We start from the raw sequence: 23,196 nt of genomic DNA on the forward strand, positions 1-23,196 counted from the left end.
TTAATGTGTTTTTGATATCAATAATAATTCTATTTCTTTCGGTATATGATATTCTTTTATGTTTTGCAAATCTCCTCCCCACACAACATCCCCCGGCTTCATACTGTATTCCTTCTTCGTGTGAGCAATCTCTCCGGCCAATATCGTTACTGAGGCATTCTGCATATTTGGCGCATCTTTGGATAGCGCATCTGTATGTGCATAGATTTTCTTGCTGATAGAACAATCTCCCATTTGAATATGCGGTGAATCAGCAAGAATCGGCAAAGTAAGCGAGTGCTCATTGGAAGAAGTAAAAGACTCCTTCCCCTCGTATCCCTTTCCTTCCCTCCCATAACTGTCGCGCAAGCGCACAAGGTCTTTTTTATTTGTAGGCGTTTCTGTCTCCAGGACATAAATTCCTTTTGGGGAAAGAGCTTTTGTTGAATGAAAAACTCCTTTCTCAAGCAGAAGTCCCTTGCCGGCAGACATGTAAAGCGAGCGTTCTAGTGTTGAGCATTCAGCCTCCCCAGAAAGCACAGTAACCGATGTCTGTTTGTTCGGATGACAATGCATGGATGTTTGCGCCTGCGGTTGTATAAAAAGCATCCATATCGCGACAGCGTCGTTCTTGAAGAATAGATATTCATGCCCCCAGGGCTTTTGCACTAATACGCCTGAATAATCAAAAAAATCATCCTCAATGGATTCCGGATGAATACCTGCTTTTCGTAAGTGCTCTTTATCCGCCGCTGACGGGAAAATCCGTTCAATCATATACCATTCATACTACAAAAAAAGGTGATAAAATCAAGAAAAAACCGCACCGGATACCCGGTGCGGTTCTGTTTATTTTTTTACAATACGCTTTACATGCGCGTATATTTTTTCAGCAGTAGGAGGGAGATTATCGCATTGTTCCGCGAACCCCGCAGCGCGTTCCTCAAGCCCCAGCACATGCATTGTCTTTCCTGTCTGCTGCATAAGATCAAATGCAATATGCTTTGCTGTTCCGTTCTCAAAGTCACCGTCAATGATAAGTCCGCCAAAGGACGAATCAGCAAGCGACTTCCGCATGACATCCGTTACCAAAAATGGCTTCAGCCACAGTAGATGAATGAGATTGCACCGTATCCTTCCTTCTTCCCAGAGCCGCTTTGCCGCTTTCATGGCTTCCAGCCGCGTTGACGATATTGCAAAAAGCGTGATGTCGGAATCGGGACGAATGATATTATGCATCTCATAATCTATCCCAAAGCTTCTTCTATGTTCGCTTGCATACACCACCTCGTCATGCGCCGTAAAATAATCCCATACCTGCCGATACTCGTTCGGCGTCATGGGAGCGGCAACTGCGATACCAGGCATCCGCGCAAATAAGCTGTGATGACTACCTGACGCAACCGGCCCTATCGCGCCGTCCATCGCAATGGAACGCACGAACATGGGGCATGAATACCCCCACATGTCTTTTGCTTTCGCGGCGTAATTTATAACGCCGGGGCAATTGAACCACTGGAACCCCTGGTAGCGCACAATATATATCGGCCGCCTGCCCGCGAGTGCGAGCCCTACAGCAATATACCCTCCGGAAACATCAGCCATTGATAATTCAATAAGACCTTGTTCTTCGGTGAGCTCGGGAACAGTTCCTCCAACCCAGCCGACTGCCGTAAGACATTGGCCGAGCGCTACGCCATGATGTTCAAGAAGATGCTTTCGCGTTATCTCTTTTATCGTTTCGGCTACCGTCATGCCGGCACCTCCTTTATCGCCGTTTCCCACAGCAACTCCATATGGCGTTTCGTTTCTTTTTCTATCGCCCGAATCTCTTTGCCGTATCCCAGCGACTTCATCGTTTCTTTTGTCATTGCAAATCTATCCCATTCAGGCGGACCGTCGCATCCCGTACCATTATGCCACAGATGCCGGACCGTATGGATATTTATGAACGCCGGAAGCTGCCCTTGCATCAAAAACGCATGCCACATAATAAGCCATGGGTCATCCGTTATTTCTATTGCGGGCATCCCGAAGGCACGGGCAACATCAACCATATTCCAGTTCCTGCGCACAGAAACTTCGGTAAGAATAGAAAGGCCGTTATCCATGCAAACGAACAGGACCGGCAATTGCTTGCGCGCGGCATATCCCATGGCGCCCAACACATAATCTTCTTCGGCGGAGGCGTCTCCCATAATACTCAGCACTTTACCCTCTCCTTTTTTTTGGAGACCGAGAGCAAAGCCAACGGATATCGGAACCTGTGTCCCCATATGGCCATCGTGACCAAACATACTAATCTTAGGCGAGTGGATGGAAGCCGAACCGCCCATGCCGCCCGCGCATCCGGTGGAACGCTGCAATAACTCATCTGCAAGCGCCCGCTCATCCCCGCCGTATGCAAGATAGACATCATGGCCCCGATGCTGTGCGAATATATACGGTTCTTTGTATACCGCTGCAAGAGCAGATGTCACAGACTCCTGCCCCACAGAGAGATATATGGGCATCTTTTTCATACCGCCCGTATCAAATGCGTATTTTACCTGAAGTTCAAAATACCGTATGCGGCACATATTCCGGAACACGGATAATATTTCATCCTTTTCTCCTATATGCACTTTCGCGCATGTTTCAATAAGCCGTTCCGTTATGCCACAGTCAGATGATCTCATAACGCACCTCCAAATTCCTCTTCGTACCATCGCATCGTCTTACGTATGCCTTCTTCCAAAGAAACTCGCGGCGTCCACAAAAAATCTTTTCTCGCCTTTGTGACATTGAGCACAAGAGATGTTTTAAGAGATGGCTTTGAAGCATCGTATCGTATTGTGATGTTCTTCTCCGAAGCAGCGACTATTTTTTCTACAATCTCCCGTACGGCGTACGCTGTTCCGCTTCCGATATTAATTATCTCAAGCGGGCCGTGTTCTGTCCGTGTAAGTGTTTCTATAAAGCGGATGATGTCGTCTACATACACCAAGTCGCGCCGTTCACTTCCGTCACCCCACACAATAATCTCACCCCCCTCGGGAGCCTGCATCACCTTTGTGATGGTCGCCGCAAACATATGCGCACGGCTTATGTCGTATGTGTCATGCGGGCCGTAGATATTAGAATGACGAATGACGGTAAAGCGCGTGTTACCCATACGGGAATAAAATTCGCAGAGCTTCTCGCCGAATATTTTCATCCATGCGCCTCCAAAATAGACATCGTGGATTGAAGAATAATCAACATCGCATTCCGTCACCGGATACCCTGTGTTCATTGGGTATAGCACCGTACAGCTCAAGAAAACGCAGTGCGGCACCTTTTGCACATGAACCGCTTCGCATATGAGCGTGTTCATGATGGCATTGTCCGTAACATGTATGAACGGACGCGAAACAATATCCGCGGCACCCGACGTTATCGCTGCTGCATGAATAACCATGTCCATGCCACGCGTGATCTCAAAAATAGTGTTGCGATCCCGCAAGTCAGCTTGTATAAAGCGCTCCTTATGTTCAGGCTCCGAAGAAAAATATGTCCCATATACCTCCAGCTCATCGCGTACGGATAATACTTCAAAAATATTTCTTCCAATAAATCCCGACGCGCCTGTTACAAGAACCTTTTTTCTTTTCATAGCACCGACCTCCCTCTCCCGCCATCCAGACAAATACACTCGCCGGTTATAAAGTCAGCTGCATCGGACGCGAGAAACAGCACGAGACGCGCTACATCTTCAGGCGAACCCATGCGCGCAAGCGGCACTTTCTTTTTTTCTTGTTCTTCCATAATCGAACGCGCCTCTCCTATCCCGCATGAATGCCGATCCGCAAAGTCCCGAATATTGCGCTCCCAGGCATCACCTGTGAGCGTTCCGGGACATATTGCATTTACCAGAATGTTTTTATCGGCAAGTGCACGGGAAAGGTATTTGCTTACCGCAACCATCCCCGCCTTTGCCGCGACATAATGCGGATTATACATGCCTGGTTCTACCGCCGACATGGACGCTATATTGATAATGCGTCCCGTGTGAGACTGGCAGAGACAGGGTAGGACACCGCGCACCATACGAACCATACTCATACAATTTATTTCGTAGGAACGCGTCCAATCCTCATCCGAAAGTTCAAAAAAATTCCCGAACGGCGACGGATCACCCACATTATTCACCAGTATGTCTATCCTTTTATGATCTTTCTGTATGTTGCTAAGCGCCTTCTTCGCGCCCTCTGCATCAGCAAAATCAAACGCATACAAAAACACAGCTGCCGCCCCTTTGAGTAATAATTGCTTTTTTGTATTCTGTAAGCGCACTTCGTTGCGGCCGCAGACGATAACATACGCATTTGCTTCTGCGAATGCTTCCGCAATCGCCTTGCCAACCCCTTGTGTTGCGCCCGTGACCAAAACAGTCTGTCCGGTGTATTTCCCCATTACAGTTCTCCTTTGTATTTTTAAGGTAAATCACTGCCTATTGTACACAAAAATATGCAAAAAACAACTTTCTTTTGCGGTCAAATAAACGGCTCACACCCCCGTGTTAGCCGTTTAGCGGAACAAAAAAACTCCATGCTATGGCATGGAGTTTTGCATCATACATTAGAGAATATCTCATTCCTTATGAATTGATATCCTTTGATGAGCTCCGAGATACCTTCCTGTAAGCATATCTCCGGATAGAATCCCGTGTGCTCAATTTTTGCGTTGCTTACAATATAGTTCCGCTTATCCTCGTCTTCATTGATATCCGATTCCGCCACATACAGATCAGAAACCTGTTTTTTTATCTCTTCGCACAATTCCCGCTTGCTCAGGTTGGCGTTCGATAATCCGACATTGTACGGTTCGTCTTTCATATCATCAAAATGCGCAATGGCGTGCAGGAATGCACGCGCTATGTCGCGGACATGGACATAGTTGCGTTTAAAGCCGGCCTCGAAAAGAACGATATACCGGTCGCGCACCGCACGATACACAAAATCATTTACCAAGAGATCAAGCCGCATGCGCGGAGAAATGCCAAACGCCGTTGCAAAACGGAATGTGATTGCATCACCGGATTCAAGTATCAAGCGTTCTGCTTCTACCTTTTGACGTCCATACAATGATACCGGGCGAAGCGGCGTTTCTTCAGTGCAATGTATGCCTTCTTCTCCTATGCCGTATCCGCTATTCGTTGTGGGAAACAATATACTCTGTCCCCTGCTGCGCAAGCGTAATATTGTTTGTATGGCATCTACATTGACTGCCTGGGACTCAAGCGGGAGTCTCTCGCATAACGGCGCGCCCACAAGCGCTGCGAGCGGAATTATAATATCCGCATTACGAATGTGCTTTGCTATAAGCTGTTCGTTACGGACATCGCCATATACGACATGTAATACTTTTTCGTGCATCACATCGAGTAATGATGCTTGCCCATAGAGACATACATCAATGACTGTTACTTTATAGCCTTCTTTAAGCAGTGCCGGTACAAGGATGGAGCCGATATATCCTGCCCCGCCCGTTACCAGTACGTGCGTTTTATATGTCGACATTGTTTACCACCTCGCATATACATTTGATATCGTTTTCGGTGAGCGACTCATTATTCGGCAAAAAGAAGCCGCGATTATACAGCCAATCAGAGACCGGGTGGCGAAACTCGCCGTAACGCTCAGTCCAGAACGGATGGCGTCCGAGGTTTCCCGCAGAAAATACGCGCGATTCAATGCCATGTCTCGTAAGCGCTTCAAGTATCCGCCTGCGATGCTCTCTGCTTTGAGCGACCGCGCAGAAATGAATACTGCAAGGTTCTTTTTCTTCTCCCCATGTCTGGCGTGACACAGTTTTAAGAGAACGAGCATACAGAACATGGTTACGATTACGAATAGCAAATATGTCTTTTGCCTTTTGTATCTGCCTGCGCCCCAGAAATGCCTGGATGTCTGTCGCGCGCACGTTGAAACCGGGCACAACAAACAAAAACGGGTCATAAAACGAATCTGGTCCGTATTTGGCAAACAACGCGAGCTGATCCTTCCGCATCAGGTCTTTCTGCCATCCGTGGCTCCGGAGCATCATCAACATATCGTGCAGCTCTTTGTTTTGCGTGCATATCATGCCGCCTTCTATAGTGGAAAGCTGATGGCCGAAATAAAACGAAAAGGAAGACATGCTTCCGCTTGAACCGACTGGCTCGCCGCGATATGTCGCGCCATACGACGCGCACGCGTCTTCCAATACGAGACAAAATCCGTAGGCATCCTGCAACGCGCGGATAATATCCATATCGGCAGGAACACCGAGCGTATGCACAAGCACGACATAAAACGGACTATGCCGTTTTAGCGTATCTTCCAGCTGATTATAATCGTACCCGAAATCTTCTTTGTTCGTGCCGCACATAAGCGACTGGAACCCTGCTTGCATAAATGGAGCTATGCTCGTCGGCCAACCGGTTGCGGGGACAATGACTTTTTTATTGCGTGTTCCTGCGTCTCCGGCAAGATACGCTTCGGCATACGCGGCAAGCAAATTTGCCGACGAGCCGGAATTCACAAAAACCGCAAACCTGCTTCCCATGTGCCCTGCCCATTCGCGTTCAAACGCTTCTGTTTCTTCTCCTTTTGTAAGGCGAGGATACGTTCCGAGCCATTCCCGCAACGCATCTATGTCTTCAGTATTAATAACCTGTTCTGCTAACGGGTAGCGTGTTTTCAATGTTCGTCTCCTTACTGCCTATATCCACTCTGTTATAACAAAAAAATCCGCCGCGTCAAAGCGCAGCGGACCATTGTTTACTGTTTTTTTACCCATTCTCGTGCGTGGAAGAGCATATATTCGGCGGTTTCGGCAAGCATATAGCGGGGCTGCCAGCCGGTCAGTTTTTTAAAACGCGTTGTATCGGGAATTTGCAATGTCACATCAACCGGACGCAGTAAGTCAGAATCAAGGCGTGTTGGTATAGCACAAGAAGCATATGATATCAGAAGCTTCAAAAAATCACCCACCGGCAAGGAAGCATCTCCCCCAATATTATATACTTCTCCAGAATGCCCCTTTGTCGTTGCAAGCCAATACGCCTCCATTGCGTCGCGCGGATCAAGAATAGTTCGTATGGAATCAAGATTTCCGTGGACTAATTCCCTCTTCTTGCCCTGCTCAATGAGTGCAATTTGCCGCGCAAACGATGTTGCAAATAAATCGCCTCTGCGCGGACTCATGTATGAAAACATCCGGCTGCGTATTATCTTCATTCCATCTACGCGCCAGTACAATTCTGCCAAAAAATCCTGCGTTATCTTTGACACTGCATAGGGACTTGCCGGGCGAAACGGACAAGACTCTTTTATCGGTATGTCTGCTTGCGTAACACATCCATAGACTTCGGATGTACTAATATGGTGCGCGATTGTTTCCGGACAATGCTGCCGCAGCGCCTCAAACAAATTCGCTGTGCCCATGATATTGTTCTCAAGCACCGCAAGACGATTACTAAATGATGCCTTCACATCTGCATACGAGGCAAAATGAATAACAGCATCAGGTGTTACGCCTTGGATCACGGAGGTAATTGCTCCAAAATCAAGCAGGTCGCATTCGTGCGTGGTAACGCCCTGAATGTCTCTTATTTCTGCCCCACTTCTCCATCGCGCAAGCCCGTGTACATCAATGCCCGGATGGTTTTCCAACACATATTCGGCAAAAGAGCCGCCTCCGGCTCCCCGAATGCCCGTTATTAGAATTGTTTTAAGCAACTATATTCTCCTTTCCCCCGAAGCCGCATGCTTTTGCGACGCGGTATCGTATATGCTTGTATTTGATTTTTAAAGGGTGTTCAAATGTCCTAAACATTTTATTCCGCAAACGAAAAAGTTTCAAGTCGCGCGTAAACGAAGGCCCATATTCTCTAATAGATTCATCAAGCAATGCATTCGCGTATGCATATAATTCCGCGTCCTGCGTGTTGTTCTTTTGTATTATCTGCATAACATCAATCGCGGTAGTCTCCCGCCGGGGGCGCTCTTTGGTAACATTGGCCAAAATATAACGAACATCATCCCAGCCGAACTTCTTTTTGCATACCAATAAAGATTCGTCAAAGCGGTCAACCACACCAACAAACGCGAAATGATCATGGATATTCTTTTTTGCTCGAGCCAAGGCGTCACCGGGCATGGGCAAAGTATCCCACCGGGTAATACCGCTTGCGACTTGACCCGCGAGAACACGCGTCTGGAAATTTGAGACAGATACGCCCCCCTCCGCCACATATTGTCGAAGAGGCGTTGTTGCCATCTTTGTATGCGCGTAATGGCCGGAGCGAGCGCTCCCCCGCGCGTAATAATATTCGGAAAGAATACGATCGGCAGGATTACGTATAAAGGCTATGTATCCAAACGGCTGCGAAAAGTACTCATGAACGCCAAAAGGCATGTGCCCGCTTACACACTGGATGCGCTGACGATGTTCTTCCGGCAATCCGGCAAGCGCCCGTATGTCTTTTTCTGTCCCGCCGTATGTCAAAAAAACTGCATCCTTAGGAAATTGCCGCGCAATAATGGCACGGAATGTCATCCCGCCCACTTTTGCGATATGAAGAAAGATGAGGTTTTGCATACCCCATATCATATAAACACATGCTTTTCTTTACAAGAAAAATGCGCATTAGGGAGTTTATTTATAAAAATCATTTTCTGTTGCATAGTATGAAATCCGCTTTTAAGAAAAAAAAATATTGCTATATATTTTAAAAAAGGTCGAGCATTATCATTAGAAAAAATTAAACAACATGAACAGAATAAAATCAAATGCGCTAAGCGCAAAATTCATAGCGGGTTTTTTAGTTGTGGCGCTCGGTATCTCGCTCATCCTCTTCTATGACTTTGTAGATGCGGCAAACAGTCACTCTGTTGACCTGAAAGCAAGCTCTAGCCAGTACCTGTCAATTACAGATGGCAGTCAAACGGGATTAGATTTATCAGGAGATTTAACTTTTGAAGCATGGGTTAAATTTGAAACCATTCCTTCCGGTGACGGAACGCGATATGAAATCCTTGGCAAATGGAACAGTGTGCCCAATCTTTCTTATCATTGGAGTTTTATTGTGAATGGATCAACGCTGATGCAAGAATTCGAGGTTTCGGACGATGGAACAAACTTTGACACATACCAAGTCGCTGCTGGTTCTTTAAATACTGGCCAATGGTATCATGTCGCTATGACATGGGATGCCTCCGCGGCGAGTGCAGAGTTCTTTCATAACGGTACAAGCATAGGAACTGATGCTGCTTCAAAGACATCAATCTATAATAGCAATTCAACATTTAGAATCGGATCGCATCAAGGAACAAATAGTTATTTTGATGGCTTGATAGATGACGTGCGGGTATGGAGCGATATTAGAATCAACAGCGAAATATCAAACAACTACCAATCAGAGCTCGTAGGAAACGAAACAAATCTTGTATCTTATTGGAAACTCAATAATGACTATACCGATCAAACGACGAATGGGAACACCTTAACGGCAAATAATAGCCCCGTATTCTCAACGGATATTCCTGGACTATCTAACCCCCCAACACAGGATTTGCAGGTATTCAAATCAACAACCGAAACAATTACAAACGATACAACGCTGTCAAACGATAGCGAGCTTCAATTGATTGACCTGGAAGCAGGAAAAACATATATTGTAAGCGGGGCAATATTCGCAAGCACCACTGCTGCCGCCCCAGATCTAAAAATAGCATTTAACATTCCTGCAGGGGCCGTAGCCGATATAGGATTTGTATCCACAAGCGGGAGTTTGAGCAATTCGGATATACTTCAAGGAACAGGATCTGCAGACATCACGAGCGATCGAATAGCATTAGCTAAGGACACTGATTCGATGATCGCCATTAACGGGACCATCCAGATGGGCTCTGTAGACGGAGATGTCATTTTTAAATGGGCGCAAGCACAATCAAACGCAGCGGCACTTTCTGTTATCCAGGGAAGTTACCTTTTAGCAAATGAGATAGATTAATATAACTGCAATCCAACCAAAAAGACCCCGTGCGCGGGGTCTTTTTGGTTTTTTGAATATAATATTCTGTTCTAAAAATTCTCAATATCCTTCTTTAAAGACTCATAAAGGATATTATCAACATTGTCCTTCAACAAAAACAAGGCGAAACTAAAATATCCGTATAACATCATCAAAGACCCAAGGCGAATCTTCTGCAAAGAAGAAAGTTCGGAGCCATCGTTATTTTTATCACGCACATACAAGCAATCCGCCCACATAATTTCTTTTTTTGATTTTTTAAAAGCAAACCCGCCTCTCCCCCTTCGTTTTGGTTCTATTTCAATAAGACGAAATCCTTTTTCTGTAAGAAACGCATGAACATCAGAAAAAAGCGATTGATTTTTATATAAAGAAACAAATTCCGATTCAATAGCAATTACAACAACGGAATGCAGCATTTCTTTTCCTGATTTTAAAATATCAAGCTCTGTTCCCTGCGTATCAATTTTTAAAAATGCGACATCCTTGCAATCATAACGAGACGCAGCGTTATCAAGAGAAATAATTCTTACCTTTTCTTCCCCCACAATATCAAATTTAGAATGCGCAACATTAAAGAGAGAGAGGGAGTCTCTATCAGACTCAAGGAGCGAAGAAAGCCCGGGCTGGCGCGTAATATAAAGTGTTGCCTCCCCCTCTTTTGAAAAAATTGCCTCGGGAATAACTATTGCTTTCCTCCACCCCTCTTTTTTAAGAATTTTTTTTAAATCTTCTCGTGCGACAGAATCCGGCTCGGAAATAGACAAATCCATACATGATTCAAATCCGTGGAATAATTTTGATGCACCCCCCCTGCCTCCTATATCCATTATTTTTAAATTAGCTTTCTTAAATAACCCAATAATGCTTGGTGAATATTTAAGTCGTGCTATCGCATCACGTCCTGTAATTTTTTTTCTTATTTTTTTATAAATATGATACAACATTTCTATAACATCAAAACAATAATATACACTGATTCGTAAGAAGAAAAAACTTCCTTACATGTTTATTTCCATCAACATATTCATCAATCGCCTGCTTTACACCGGGGCATGTGTTTGATAATGCGTCATCTACAATAATGACCCCCCCCCTCCGTCGCTAATCGCTTTCCAAAAAATCCCAAAGAGTATTTTGTGGGTCCGTATAAATCGGTATCAATATGCACAACATTAAACTTTTTATCTGCCGTGGTGTGGCTCACATCCTCTATTCTTCCTTTTATTGCTGTTATAGGCAACCCTGAAAGATATTTTTTAACATCTTCGTGCGACGCGTGATTGAATTTGCCCGCGCTGTGCGTATTGCTGTCTATGGGTGCGATGTCTTTTGCAGAATGGCCCTCAAATGTGTCTATGCTATACATTTCTGCATCCTCAGAAAAAAACAAGGCTGCTTTCGTCATAAATTTACTTGTTCCACCCCTATATACCCCCACTTCTGCCATACAAAATTTGCCGGCAGAATTTTTTACGGCATTTTCAATCGCCTGATATATCGTATATAGCCTATCATGGCCTAACAAGGTTCTTCCTTCACGAGAAACTTCTTCCGCTAAGCGCCCGAATGGCTCAGATTCCCGAATGTCCATCAAGCGCCAAGTATCCGCGCCAAAAATCCCGGGAATATAATTATATCCTTTTTTCTTAGAAAACAACTCATACCCAAGTAAACGAACTGTTCGTTTTATTTCGTATCCTATTCGTCTTTTTATTTTTTTAATTATTCTCATTGTCGGAAACAATAAAAGATTGATAGTTAGAGATTAGGATATATCACTCAAAATATTTCCGTAACCACAGCTCCAAATGCACCCACTGCCAGATATGAAACGAATTCGGGTTATGTTCCGCATGACAATATCTCCCGTATTCTTCAAGAGCCGCGCTTTGATTAAAGTAAGGGCGCTCAGCAAAAGACTTTGAAGCGAGGATGGGGTATATCCACGAAGTAAGGTCCTTTTTAAACCATTCGCGTTGCGGCGATGGAACCGCGCGCTTCGGGGCATTGCGCACCATATCCGGTATAAGATCGCGGAACGCTTTACGCATAAAATATCGCTGTTCTCCGTCCCGTATTTTATGCTCGCCCGGCAATGATAAGCCGTACTCTATCAAACGATAATCAACAAAGGGGACGCGCTGTTCAACACCATACGCCATGGCTGCTCTATCCGCGCTATGCAAAATGCGGGGTAACTTTGTGTATAATATGTCGCGATATTGCATATTCCTAAAATGAGACACAAAGGGCTTTTCAAATTCAAGCCGGGAGGCGTGTGTTCGCAAAAACTCGCTGCGTAACGCGTGCGCATGCGTAAATGCCGTTCCATCCGCGGAAGTCCCCCCGTACAAATATGATGAAAGCGTGTTCATAAAAAAATTCATATGTTCCTCCGCTCCGGCAAACGCATGTGATTCTCCGTACCGCATTAGTTCTTTTTTTGCCTGTTCCCCTCCCTTCTCACGCATAACATCAAGCAAAAACGCCCCCATGTAATACTCATATCCTCCTCCAATCTCATCTCCTCCTTGACCACCCAGCACAACGGGAATACCCTGCCTCTTGCAATGCTCAGCGACCATATGGAGTCCGAAAGTGGGCAGTCCAGGAAATGGCTCATCTTGATGCCATAGTACGCGTTCCGCAAGTTCCGCCATATGATGCGGCCGTATCTCTATAAAATTAACATGCCATCCGAGCCCATCGGCAAGCGCCTGCATATAGGGCTTTTCTATATCTTGATGCTCGCCGTAAATATGAGAAAAAAGATGGAAATTCTTCTGCCCCTGCGATACTTTATTCACCATTGCGGTAATCGCGGAAGAATCAAACCCGCCGGAAAGCTGAATGCCTATCGGAACATCACTCCTTAGCTGAAGCGTAACCGCGTCTTTGAATAAGTGCAAAAAACGCTCAGACACATCTCCCTCCGGGAGTGAGGATACGGCGTTAACCCGCTCGGCAAGATCCCAGTATCGTTGTATCGTAATATGACCATCCCTCCAACGAAGCGTTGTGCCTGCCGGTAATTGAAAAATGTTTTTAAAAAAAGTTTCGTGCGAGTGCTGATAATAACCGCGCGCGAGATAATCATAGATTATTTTATCATTCGGCTGCGTCTTAATGCCCGCGGCAAGCAACGCTTTTATCTCTGAAGCAAAATACAATACGCCGTTCTCCATCGCGTAGTAAAACGGCTTTACGCCGAGATGATCGCGAGCCGCAAAAAGTTCTTTTTTTCGCTCATCCCAGATGGCAAACGCGAATATCCCGTTCAGCCGCGAAACAACAGCCGGTCCCCATTTTTGATATCCATGCAAAATAACCTCGGTATCGCTCGTGCTTTTGAATGACACATCCTTCAGCTCCTCTTTTATCTCCAGATAGTTATACACCTCTCCGTTATATGTAATCCAGCATGATTTGTCGGCAGATGCCATAGGTTGGTGCCCCGCCGAAGACAGGTCCAAAATGCTCAACCGCCTATGACCGAGCGCCACATTTTCACGCATATATGTTCCCTCGTCATCAGGACCCCGATGCTCAAGGCTTCGCACCATCGTATTGAGCTGCTCCTCTGAAGGAGCAAAATTATCCCTATGAATAATGCCTGCAATACCACACATAATTATATTGTTTCAAAAAATTCTTTCATCTCGCTTTTAGGATTTTTTTTGTAAGCATCCCGGAACCGCGCCCGCAATGTCCGTAACGGGCCCGCGTATTTATTCAAAAATAGTTTGTTTGCAGCCAGGTATGGAAGTTCTTTTATTTTTGTAGACGAACACAACCGAACGATGTCTTGATGCTTTTCTTTTTTGAACGTTTTTTTAATGCCTGTTTTTTTCGCGATAATGTGTATCTCGCCCGGAATGCAATTTTCCGGAAAAAAGATGTTTGAATGCCTTTTTAAAAGTGGCACGGAAAGCATGCGTTCCACCTCAAAACCCTCCTGCTCAAGCAGGCTTGAGAGTGTTACCGAGGTGAAATAATATGTATGCACAAATTTAAAAAATTGCTTGCGAAATGTCATGCCATACAAGTCGGGAGTATTCAAATACAGTACGCCGCCGGGCTTTAACGCTTCCCCCATGCGCTTTATCGCCGCCCTCGGATCAAGCATATGCTCAATTAAAGCAATACCAACTACCGCATCATATGACCCCGGAGAATATGCTTGGGAGAAAAAATCACCCACAGTTATCGGAACCCCAAACACATCTTGTGCTTTCTGCGCCGCTTCTTCTCCCATCTCAACACCTGATACGTTCTCATATCCGCGTTCTTTTAAAAAATATAAAAATGCGCCCATACCGCATCCCACCTCTAATACGGATGCGGTTTTAGGAAGGCCCCAATGCCGCACCACCCAATCCGCATACCACTCTTGGTATCGCTTTTTATCTAATATACTCTCTTTTGATAGTGTGTTATTTCGCTTTTTTCTAGAGCCAAGTCCTCCGCTGTAATATGCCGCATACGCTGATGCGGCAGGCCGCGGATGCAAAAAACAAAGCCCGCAACGCTTACACACAACAACATCAAAGGAGTCGCCTAAAAAGTCGTACCCCTCATTCCCCCGAAAGGTTAAGAGCGTATGAAAATCGCGAGCTACACAATTATTACAAAGGGTTATTCTCTTGGACATTGTGTAATTAGAGATTAAAAATTTTTTGTAATGTTGTTTCTGCCTTATTCAATCGCAATGCCTGATACCACTTGTTCCATTTTTTAAAACGCGCAAGATCACGCGTAAATTCGGAGCCATATGCTTTTTTCTCTCTTTCGAAACGCTCACGAACATAATGATACAGCTGTATGTCTAATTGATTCTTTTCTTTTATACGAACGATCAAAGATTCGGGGATTCGTGTTCGTTCTTTGCTATATCGCGGGGCTTTGTTTTCATTCGCCCGCGCATAATACACCCGACGGATACCCAGCGCTTTTTTCAACAAAAGCAAAGATTCATCGAATTGTTCAACAACGCCCGAAAATACAATATGTTCATCTATATTTTTCTTTGCCGTCTCAAGCGCGCGCGCATCAATTGGAACCGCTTTCGCATAGCCCATTATGTCTTCTCCCGCAATCATGCGGGTCTGAAAATTAGAAACCATAGCGACATCACTTTCAATAAATTCGCGCAGTGAAATGTCTTTTGCCATTTGATCCGCCTTGTACGGCGATGCTTTTTTTTCTTGTGCTGCGTAATAAAATGAAACAACCCGCGAAATAGGCTCGCGGAGCATCGTGACATAATTGACAGGCCTTGAAAAATACGTATGCGCTCCAAAAGGAATATGCCCCCATAAAAACTTAATAGAATCCTTTTCCTGCTGTGAAAGGCCGCTAAACCCCCACATCGTTCCGTCCTCAAGAAGTTTTGTGCGTACTGCTGCCCGCTCTGGAAATGCGCGTGCGATGACCCGCTGGAATGTAACGCCACCCCCCTTCACGATATGAAGAAAAATTATGGGATCACGTGTCATGATGTTTTACAAGATACCCTATTTGTTCCAAATGCCTGGCTAATTCATCATGCTTATGCTTATCGGGGTAATGTTCAAGAACCAACGATGCATGTTTTAAAATTCTATTCATGGTCATAACTGCTTCTATGGGATGTTTTCCTATAGCGGTCTCCGCTGACAATGTAACGCCTGCCGCACCGTCACGCACCGTTGTTACAATGTCGTGCACCTCCGCAAGCGTCGGGCTTCTTTTCTCAACCATTGTCTCCAAAAGATTTGTTGCCACAAAAACCTCTTTGCCTGCCTCGCGAGCTTTTTTGAGTATAATTTTCTGCACAAATGGTATTTTTTCAACGGGTATTTCCTTGCTCAAATCTCCCCTGTCTATCAAGATCATATCCGATCTTTTTATTATGTCATCTATATGCAGTAATGCATCAGCGCATTCTACCTTTGAGATAATCTTCATAGAATTGTTTGACGCCTTTCGCATAGCGTCCACATACTCTCCGGAACGAATAAAAGAGGCAGCAAGATGTCCAATCTGCTCCCGCAGTCCGATCGCGATAGATTCGTGGTCCTTCTTTGTTAACGGATGAAGATTAAACTGTTTTTGGGCTGAAGAATGCACAGCAATTCCTTTATTGCTTCCTAATACCCCGCTTTCATGCACCCGCAAAACAATATATCCTTCCGCAAGCATCGTAACATCGGATACACACAACGCCAAAGAATCAAACCCGACACGCAATATATCTCCGACCGCGAGCTGACCCAAAATATGGCCTGGCCGCAACGAAAACGAATGCGCATCGCCAACCGTCGGAACAGCATACGCTTTAATCATATGTCCTTTTTCAAGATATGCCGCATCATGCGCGATCATGTCTGAGCGGATTTGCGAGCCTTCGGTATCAATAATAAACGGGATGCCGACCTTACGCGCGAGCGCAACAAAATATTCAAGATCCTCGATGCTTGAATGGGACATATTTACGCGCACAAAATCAACCCCGTTATCCTTAAGGCGCCTGAGATCCGATTCATTTTTCGTTGACGGACCAAGAGTGACAATAAGTTTTATCCTATTGTTCATGGAATTAGCATAAAGTATTTGACACAAAAATTCAAACCTGTTGGAATAACCATATGAAACAACAAAACGGGCTGCGGGTACTTGGAGTGGTGGGCGCGCGTTCTGGTTCTAAAGGCATACCCGATAAGAACATCAAACCGCTTGCAGGCAAACCACTCATGGCATGGATAATTGAGGCAGCAAAAAAATCAATCCACGCCCCCCGCGTTGTCCTTTCTACCGACTCTCAAGCATACGCGGATATCGGTAAGCAATACGGCACAGAAGTTCCATTTTTGCGCCCGAAAGAACTCGCGGGAGACAATATTCCCGACTTTGATTTTTTGTATCACGCGGCAACATGGCTTAAGGAACACGAAGGCTGGCAAGCAGATATTATTCTGCGTCTTCCACCAACCACCCCGCTATGCACGCCCGAACACATAGATGCCTGCATCAAGCTTTTATTGGATGACCCGCGCGCTGACTCTTCAAGAACAGTCACAAAGGCGAACAAGCATCCCTATAAATTATGGCGCCTAAACGGCAATTATATTGAACCTTTCTTCCTGGAAGAGTATACGGGCCTCAAAGACGCGCACAATCTCCCCCGCCAATCATTCCCCGAAGCCTATGCGCATGTGGATGTCATCGCGCTTCGATGGAAAACATTAGTAGAAAACAAAGAGATGGCCGGCAAATATGTGCGCTACCATCTTATACCAAAAGAAGAAGCGATTGACATAGATACCGAAATTGATTTCTTAACCGCAGAAGAACTACTAAAAAGAAAAAAAGAAGGCTAATCTTATCCTTCTTTTTTTATGAATAATGACTGGTTGTTAAGCCAATTAAAAGAAAACGCGTGCCCCGAAAGATGCTGCCTAAGAAAATTACAATTTGATTTCCGGGAATCAACTACTATATATGTCGGTCGATTTTGCATAAGGAGAATATCTACCGCGACCAATCTATCAGGCAAAAGTTCGGGTCCGTCAAGATAAACAAAATCGGCATGCTTAACATCGCCATCAAAATAAAATCCTTGGACTCCCTGGTATTCGGTTTCCTTTTTCGGCGCATAGAAAACGGTAACAAAGTTTTTTACATGAGCAGGCAAAGAGTTTTCCGTAACCTTTTTCCATTTTTCGCTTTCATCATACGCAAAAAGATGTCCTTTTCTATTCTCATACAACGCCTGTCCAATAATAATAGTTGAACATCCACTCCCAAACTCCACTACTGTTTCGGGCTTGTATTTCTTTATTCTCCAATACAGATTCCATAACTTATGCCATTTTGGAGAATACGCATCTGCCGGACGGCTATCAAAAAGGCGCTTAAAGCGGCGCATACGAAACGCAGAGTATCGCCAATACAACATTTTAATATAGTAACGAAAATGCCCCATAAACTATGCCCCCGAAGCAATAATTAAAAACTTTGCGAGCCGCTCCCCGGATTTGCCGTCCATAATACCGCAACACGCCTCTCGGAATTCTTTACGCGCCTCTTTGTCTTGCGATGGGTCTTTCATGTAATTATGAAGAGCGCTTATATATTCCTCTTTTGTTTTTGCTAAACGAATGGCGCCAAGCGCGACGGGATGCGCGTAATGATTATAATCCCACCGGTGGTCTCCCTCAAAATACCCCCGAGGACGCGAGTGGAATCCGGCGATCACAACAGGCTTATCAAAAAATACGCCGTCTAGCGCAATGGAAGACGGCCCACAGCTTACTACATCGCTATAATATATCGCGCACATGAGATTATCGTCGTCTTCAATGCTGATCTCTCTATCCCCCTCTACATCATCGCGAAATACCACGCCGGGTTTATCAAAGTACATGTTTGGATAAGGCTTTTGGCCTTGCAACTGTCTCGTAGGAATAGTAGGGGCGAAACGCACATAGACCTGTTCGGACATTGTGCTCAATATACCCAATACATATGGATCGGTATCATTGTCAGGTATATATTGATCCCCGATAACTGCGTGCATAATCATTTTTTTTGCCGGATCAAAGCCGATTTTTTTGAAAAACTCATCACGCGAAAGCTTTGGGCCGCGGAAATATTTATCATAATGAGGAATCCCTACAACGGTTATATTTTTATTCTCAAAATCATGAAAGCGAAGTGCGTCATCACGCAACCGGTAGGTCGCGGTCACCAGGTGATCAGGCATGGCGCGCACTAAGCCATGGAGTGTTAGGTTGTCCCATGAACGGACCATTCCGTACGCCGGAACGGCATAGCGTTTTGATTCATGAATAAGCTCCACATCCCGTTCATTTAATAAATCAGTGGCAAATATGAGATTAGGATTGTATTTCTCAAAATACGGCTTGAATCTTCCCTTGTACGCGGTATGAAAATCTATAAATCGCAGAAACGAACGCATAAAACGAAAACGGAAGAGTGGTTCGAGCGCAAACATCCCCAGCCAATAAAAGAATTTCCCCTCTTGCTTCCACTTCAATTTCCGCTCAAGGCGCACCGATGCCGTATGATGAACAAATTTTGAGATACGCTTGCACGCAAGAGTGGCAAAATTGCCGGAGGGAGAAGGCATGGCGATGCTCTCTATTATTACATTCGGATATGAAAAGTGTTTTTCAAAATAATCCTTTTTGTAATGAAGCACAAAAAGAACAACCCGGACATTTCCATTCTCCGAAAGAAAGCGCAGTACATCCGTTGCAAGAATGTTGCGCGATATGAACGGATGAAAGCTTGAAATAAAAACGGTTTTTTTGATATTTGCGCGTTTATCTCGGGACATAAGCGTTTTTTATTATACACGAACGACCTTCCTTAGAAAACCCGAGGAAAGCGAAATGATAGTCCGCAAAAAAACCTTGTCCTCTTCTCCGAAAGAGAATAATTTTTTCCACTCAAATTGGATAGAAATCTTATATCGCCGAAGATAAAAATAAATAAGTGGCAAGATAACTAACGGCGTTACGATACGCTCCAATGGAAGCGCCCAAATACCGATAAGCGGTATACACACGAGATAAAAAACAAATATAAAGGTCTCATTCAAAGCGCTTTTTACAAATAAAAACTTCTGCTTGCGTAAATACACAAGATATGACCCCAGGAGCGACCCAAAGGCTATGATGGGAACATTGAAAAGCAAAATATAAAAGAATGGGAGGGCGGGGGTATATTGCTCAAAAAATATTCTAATAACCGGCGGGAACACAATAAGCGCGCCGCCCGCAAGAACAAGCGACAGTAAAAACATATATTTTGTACCGTATGTAAAAATCCTTTGCTGGCGGACTGCGTCGCTCCCTACAAGCGGAATAAGTGTCACAAATGACTTTACTGGGAAAAAGTCTTTTACCATGCCAATAATGCTTTTTGCGACAACAAAAAGACCGAGCACCTCTGTGCTTAAAAGAACCTTGATTATCCATGGCTGAACAAGATCCGATGTGTTATTGATAAGCGGGCGAAACAGATTCCATTTTCCGTACGAGCGGAAAATACCGAACATCATAAACCGCTCTTTTGCAGACGCGATGCTTCGCCAGGGAGCATACGCCTTCAATGCGAGCGGGACCATTGTTGCAAGCCCGACAAATGCGCCGATTATCTCCGAAAGAACCACCTCGCGTATACCGATATGCGCGGTAAAATAAAACACCGCAAGCGCTATGAGTTGTGCAAGTTTGTTAACATTAGAACGCACCGCAATGGCGCGGAAAAACAAGCGCGCGCGAACCAAGAGTTTGCATAGATCAAAAAAGATATCATGAAGAAAAAGAAAAGAGAGCAACCGCATGATGCCGATAAACTCTTCCCCGAACCGAAAAGACAATAAGGATGCTCCAAAAAATACTCCCGCCCATATCAACACTCCCGATATAAACCGATATAACGCGAGCTCATGGAATAATTTTTTTGCGCGCGCGTCATCTCCTTCCCCAAAAAACCGAAAAATATCATTACCGATAACGCCCCCTCCCCAGCCAACAAACGCCGAAAAAAATGCATATGTCACAATAAGCAGCTGGTATGCTCCGTACTCATACGGTGAGAGGGATGATAATATAAAAAAACTAATCCCAAGAGCAAGTACCCGCACAATGACGCGGGAAATGGTCGCATATGATTCTGATGCGAGCATTCTTTCGGTGAAAAAGAGATCTTTTCCTCGTTGTTGTGCTGTATTGCTCATTCTCGAAAATATTCATGACGATACATCGTCATCCTAGGATTAAGCATCGCTATAGAACCATCGTCTTTTATAGAAAAATACGGCGCCCTCCCTCCAATGACATCATTTGTGTCCAGTCGCGATAATAACAGCGGATGAGAAAGAGCTTTATTAAAGCTCCGCTCCATCGTAAAGCCGAGCTGAAACCCAAGCGACTCCCCTATGTTAGGAATTGATGCGGGGATTACCTCGGCATTGCCGTACGGGTATGAGACACTTGATAGACGGAAAGGATGTTCTTGTATCACCGATGAAAGCGCTTCAACGCACAAATCAAATTCTTTCCTTATAACCCCCTCATCGATTGATGAGAGAGCCGGATGTGAATATGTATGAATGCCCAGCATCCCGCGTTTATATAATTGCCGAAGCTGTTCAGGAGACATATAAAACTCTTTTACAAAATCCTTCTCATTCTGCACCAACTCCAAAAATATTCTATCCACTATGCGCTCCCGGATGTCAGCGGATATAAATCCTTTATTAAGCGCAAACTTTAAACGCGCAACATACGGATCATCATAATAGTAGTGCTTCCGAAGCTCCTCCTCGCTTACGCTCAATTGAGAAAGATCAAGTATATCGCCGGTTATATCCCGAAAATAATCCTGCACCTTCTGCCAAAATGTTTCCGGAGGCATATGAGCCCGCGCCCAATGTATTTTATGGATAGAAATCGCTTTTTGTTCCCCGTATGGAAGCCCATTTACAAAAAAAACTGCGGGGATGCCGAGTTTGTCCAGTATTGGCAGCGCCCGTTCGTATTGGTTCTGCATTCCGTCATCAAAAGTTACGATACAAGCACGCTCGGGGAGTGCTGCCTCTCCCGCAATTACTTTAAGCAAATCCCGCTCCCCCATAAAAGAAAAATGCCTCTCCAGCAATTCTAACTGGGATGTAAGGTGCGCAGGCGAAGTTGCGTAAATCCCCGGATACGGATATTCGTTCTCTTCACCAATATAGTGATAATTGACGCCCAACAGCATATTTATTGTTTCTCTGTGAGTGCTGCGATGCGCTCGATAAGATTAATGTTTCTTTCGTAGCTTTTCCCATCGTGGTGCGGGATAAACTCTCGGAGTAATGTTTGGCGTTTTGTCTCGTGAAGCGCAGGATTGTCTAGATACGCATTAATAGCGCCCGCAAGCTCTTCATCTGTTTTCGCAAGCACCGCCGCACCATGCCGAAGCACTGGTTCGTAATGGCGCTCCTTATACATCATCCCATATACATCATCAAATGTAATATTTACAACAGGGGTATGAAAAATACAGCACTCAATCGTAACCGTAGAGCGATGGTTCACATTAACATCCGCATACATAAGCGTGTGTTTTAAATTCAGAAGATCTTCTTTTGTCATCTCGGTGTATTTTTTCCCGTTCGTATTGGAAATTTCGGCTCCCGCCTTTTCCATGTACACCCGTTCTGTATTAGCGAATGCACTATAGGTTTCTATAAGATCGCGCGGGTGGACCCGAAAGAATATATTTGGCGATCCTTTTATTTTTCCTGAATCCCGGAGCGCAATAATCCGCCCGAGCAATTCCACTTGAAACGGATACGCCTTGGTAACGCTCGTAATAAGAATGGTCTTTTTGTGGGGATCAAGCCCCTTGCTCCGTAAAAAATCTTCACGCCCCACCAAAGGAATAGAACTATCAAAGTAATAGTCAAAACGGATAGGCCCTCCAATAAAAACATGGTCGGGCGTGTAGCGGTGAATAGAAAGCGCATCATCATACTGCATTTGGTTCCAACAAATCAAATAATCTGTTTTTCTTGTATGTCCAAAATTCGTTGTAAGGTTATCCCAACTGAAATTCATAGCAACCGTAGGGATATTGAATTTTCGCGCCTGGATAACTGCCTGCGCTTCAAACGGCTTAAGGCCGGGAGTGGGCATTAAGACCAAACTTGGCTTATACGCCTGTACAGCACGCTCAAACTCGGGCATTTTTTTGGTCAGTATGCCCTCAATAAAAGTAAATGTGTCGTTGCGGATAATGCCTTTGTGTATGAACTTGGCAATAAAACGGAGCCTTTTGCGGTGGGGAAAATCGATGCGTAGCCGGTTTACCAAGGGCTCATACCACGATTCGTTTTCGCGATTGAGCGTTAAGCGCAGTTCTTTCATCCGATTCCAAAAACGAAGATCCGCAATAGGCATCTTCTCATATGTCACATTTTTTATCACAGGATATATATTGGTTGAGAGCGTATCGGGCAAAAAGACAATAACCCGGAACGTACGCGCAAGGTGATGGATGTATTCCGTCCGTAACAGATCGGAGGTGTGAACGGTGTTTGAAATAAAAAGAAAAACAGTCTTCATACGAAGATAATGCTTTACAATAAACCATTTTTGGCGTTTTTGTCAAAATTGACG

At 44.8% G+C, this 23,196-nt stretch carries 22 protein-coding genes; 2 read left to right on the top strand and 20 right to left on the bottom strand.

All coding sequences use genetic code 11. The features are described 5' to 3' along the window. The 9 genes from COU47_00800 to COU47_00840 all read right to left on the bottom strand — a co-directional run bounded on the left by COU47_00800 (position 1) and on the right by COU47_00840 (position 8,595). Entirely contained in the window at positions 1-756 is a 756-nt protein-coding gene (locus COU47_00800) for a hypothetical protein (protein ID PIR69956.1), read from the bottom strand. 72 nt (positions 757-828) lie between these two features. Beyond that, a complete protein-coding gene (locus COU47_00805) occupies positions 829-1,734 on the bottom strand; it encodes a hypothetical protein (protein ID PIR69957.1) in 906 nt (301 codons plus the stop codon). Continuing rightward, positions 1,731-2,687, bottom strand: a complete 957-nt coding sequence (locus COU47_00810; protein ID PIR69958.1) for a hypothetical protein — start codon at positions 2,685-2,687, stop codon at positions 1,731-1,733. The genes COU47_00805 and COU47_00810 overlap by 4 nt, the downstream gene beginning before the upstream one ends. Continuing rightward, positions 2,654-3,613 carry a hypothetical protein gene (locus COU47_00815; protein ID PIR69959.1) on the bottom strand — a complete coding sequence of 320 codons (960 nt, stop codon included), beginning with the start codon at positions 3,611-3,613 and terminating at the stop codon, positions 2,654-2,656. Before COU47_00815 ends, COU47_00810 begins: the two co-directional genes overlap by 34 nt. Continuing rightward, positions 3,610-4,413: a hypothetical protein gene (locus COU47_00820; GenBank protein PIR69960.1), complete on the bottom strand. Its 804-nt coding sequence runs from the start codon at positions 4,411-4,413 to the stop codon at positions 3,610-3,612. Before COU47_00820 ends, COU47_00815 begins: the two co-directional genes overlap by 4 nt. Before the next feature lie 158 nt (positions 4,414-4,571). Further along, positions 4,572-5,519: a hypothetical protein gene (locus COU47_00825; protein PIR69961.1), complete on the bottom strand. Its 948-nt coding sequence runs from the start codon at positions 5,517-5,519 to the stop codon at positions 4,572-4,574. Further along, positions 5,506-6,684: an aminotransferase DegT gene (locus COU47_00830; GenBank protein PIR69962.1), complete on the bottom strand. Its 1,179-nt coding sequence runs from the start codon at positions 6,682-6,684 to the stop codon at positions 5,506-5,508. Before COU47_00830 ends, COU47_00825 begins: the two co-directional genes overlap by 14 nt. 77 nt (positions 6,685-6,761) lie before the next feature. Further along, positions 6,762-7,721 (bottom strand): GDP-mannose 4,6-dehydratase, encoded by a 960-nt coding sequence (locus tag COU47_00835; protein PIR69963.1) that lies wholly within the window; start codon positions 7,719-7,721, stop codon positions 6,762-6,764. Beyond that, entirely contained in the window at positions 7,714-8,595 is an 882-nt protein-coding gene (locus COU47_00840) for a hypothetical protein (GenBank protein PIR69964.1), read from the bottom strand. The genes COU47_00835 and COU47_00840 overlap by 8 nt, the downstream gene beginning before the upstream one ends. 160 nt (positions 8,596-8,755) lie before the next feature. Here COU47_00840 and COU47_00845 point away from each other — a divergent pair, with 160 nt between their 5' ends. Next, positions 8,756-9,997, top strand: a complete 1,242-nt coding sequence (locus tag COU47_00845) for a hypothetical protein (GenBank protein PIR69965.1) — start codon at positions 8,756-8,758, stop codon at positions 9,995-9,997. Positions 9,998-10,068: 71 nt separating this feature from the next. Here COU47_00845 and COU47_00850 read toward each other — a convergent pair whose 3' ends face one another. The 6 genes from COU47_00850 to COU47_00875 all read right to left on the bottom strand — a co-directional run bounded on the left by COU47_00850 (position 10,069) and on the right by COU47_00875 (position 16,594). Beyond that, positions 10,069-10,965 (bottom strand): hypothetical protein, encoded by an 897-nt coding sequence (locus COU47_00850; protein ID PIR69966.1) that lies wholly within the window; start codon positions 10,963-10,965, stop codon positions 10,069-10,071. A gap of 125 nt (positions 10,966-11,090) precedes the next feature. Beyond that, positions 11,091-11,765 (bottom strand): hypothetical protein, encoded by a 675-nt coding sequence (locus COU47_00855; protein PIR69967.1) that lies wholly within the window; start codon positions 11,763-11,765, stop codon positions 11,091-11,093. A 31-nt stretch (positions 11,766-11,796) separates the two neighbouring features. Beyond that, positions 11,797-13,650 carry an asparagine synthase (glutamine-hydrolyzing) gene (asnB, locus tag COU47_00860; protein PIR69968.1) on the bottom strand — a complete coding sequence of 618 codons (1,854 nt, stop codon included), beginning with the start codon at positions 13,648-13,650 and terminating at the stop codon, positions 11,797-11,799. A 2-nt stretch (positions 13,651-13,652) separates the two neighbouring features. Further along, positions 13,653-14,672, bottom strand: a complete 1,020-nt coding sequence (locus COU47_00865) for a hypothetical protein (protein ID PIR69969.1) — start codon at positions 14,670-14,672, stop codon at positions 13,653-13,655. Between the two features lie 7 nt (positions 14,673-14,679). Beyond that, the gene (locus tag COU47_00870) at positions 14,680-15,516 is read right to left on the bottom strand and encodes a hypothetical protein (protein PIR69970.1); all 837 of its coding nucleotides are present in this window, start codon (positions 15,514-15,516) and stop codon (positions 14,680-14,682) included. Beyond that, positions 15,506-16,594, bottom strand: a complete 1,089-nt coding sequence (locus COU47_00875; protein ID PIR69971.1) for a hypothetical protein — start codon at positions 16,592-16,594, stop codon at positions 15,506-15,508. Before COU47_00875 ends, COU47_00870 begins: the two co-directional genes overlap by 11 nt. Positions 16,595-16,647: 53 nt before the next feature. Between COU47_00875 and COU47_00880 the strand changes: the two genes are divergently transcribed. Next, entirely contained in the window at positions 16,648-17,379 is a 732-nt protein-coding gene (locus COU47_00880; GenBank protein PIR69972.1) for an acylneuraminate cytidylyltransferase, read from the top strand. Between the two features lie 2 nt (positions 17,380-17,381). Here the strand turns inward: COU47_00880 and COU47_00885 are convergent, their stop codons facing one another. From COU47_00885 to COU47_00905, 5 genes are read right to left on the bottom strand one after another with little or no spacing between them, the layout of a single operon-like run. Next, positions 17,382-17,984, bottom strand: coding sequence for a hypothetical protein (locus tag COU47_00885; GenBank protein PIR69973.1), 603 nt, complete (start codon positions 17,982-17,984; stop codon positions 17,382-17,384). A gap of 3 nt (positions 17,985-17,987) precedes the next feature. Beyond that, positions 17,988-19,361, bottom strand: a complete 1,374-nt coding sequence (locus tag COU47_00890; protein ID PIR69974.1) for a hypothetical protein — start codon at positions 19,359-19,361, stop codon at positions 17,988-17,990. A 12-nt stretch (positions 19,362-19,373) separates the two neighbouring features. Continuing rightward, positions 19,374-20,768 carry a hypothetical protein gene (locus COU47_00895; GenBank protein PIR69975.1) on the bottom strand — a complete coding sequence of 465 codons (1,395 nt, stop codon included), beginning with the start codon at positions 20,766-20,768 and terminating at the stop codon, positions 19,374-19,376. After that, complete coding sequence (locus COU47_00900; protein ID PIR69976.1) at positions 20,765-21,793, bottom strand: hypothetical protein; 1,029 nt, start codon at positions 21,791-21,793, stop codon at positions 20,765-20,767. The genes COU47_00895 and COU47_00900 overlap by 4 nt, the downstream gene beginning before the upstream one ends. Before the next feature lie 2 nt (positions 21,794-21,795). Further along, a complete protein-coding gene (locus COU47_00905) occupies positions 21,796-23,142 on the bottom strand; it encodes a hypothetical protein (protein PIR69977.1) in 1,347 nt (448 codons plus the stop codon). Positions 23,143-23,196: the final 54 nt, after the last annotated feature.

Source organism: Candidatus Niyogibacteria bacterium CG10_big_fil_rev_8_21_14_0_10_46_36, from assembly GCA_002772995.1.
Lineage (GTDB): Bacteria > Patescibacteriota > Minisyncoccia > 1-14-0-10-42-19 > 1-14-0-10-42-19 > 1-14-0-10-46-36.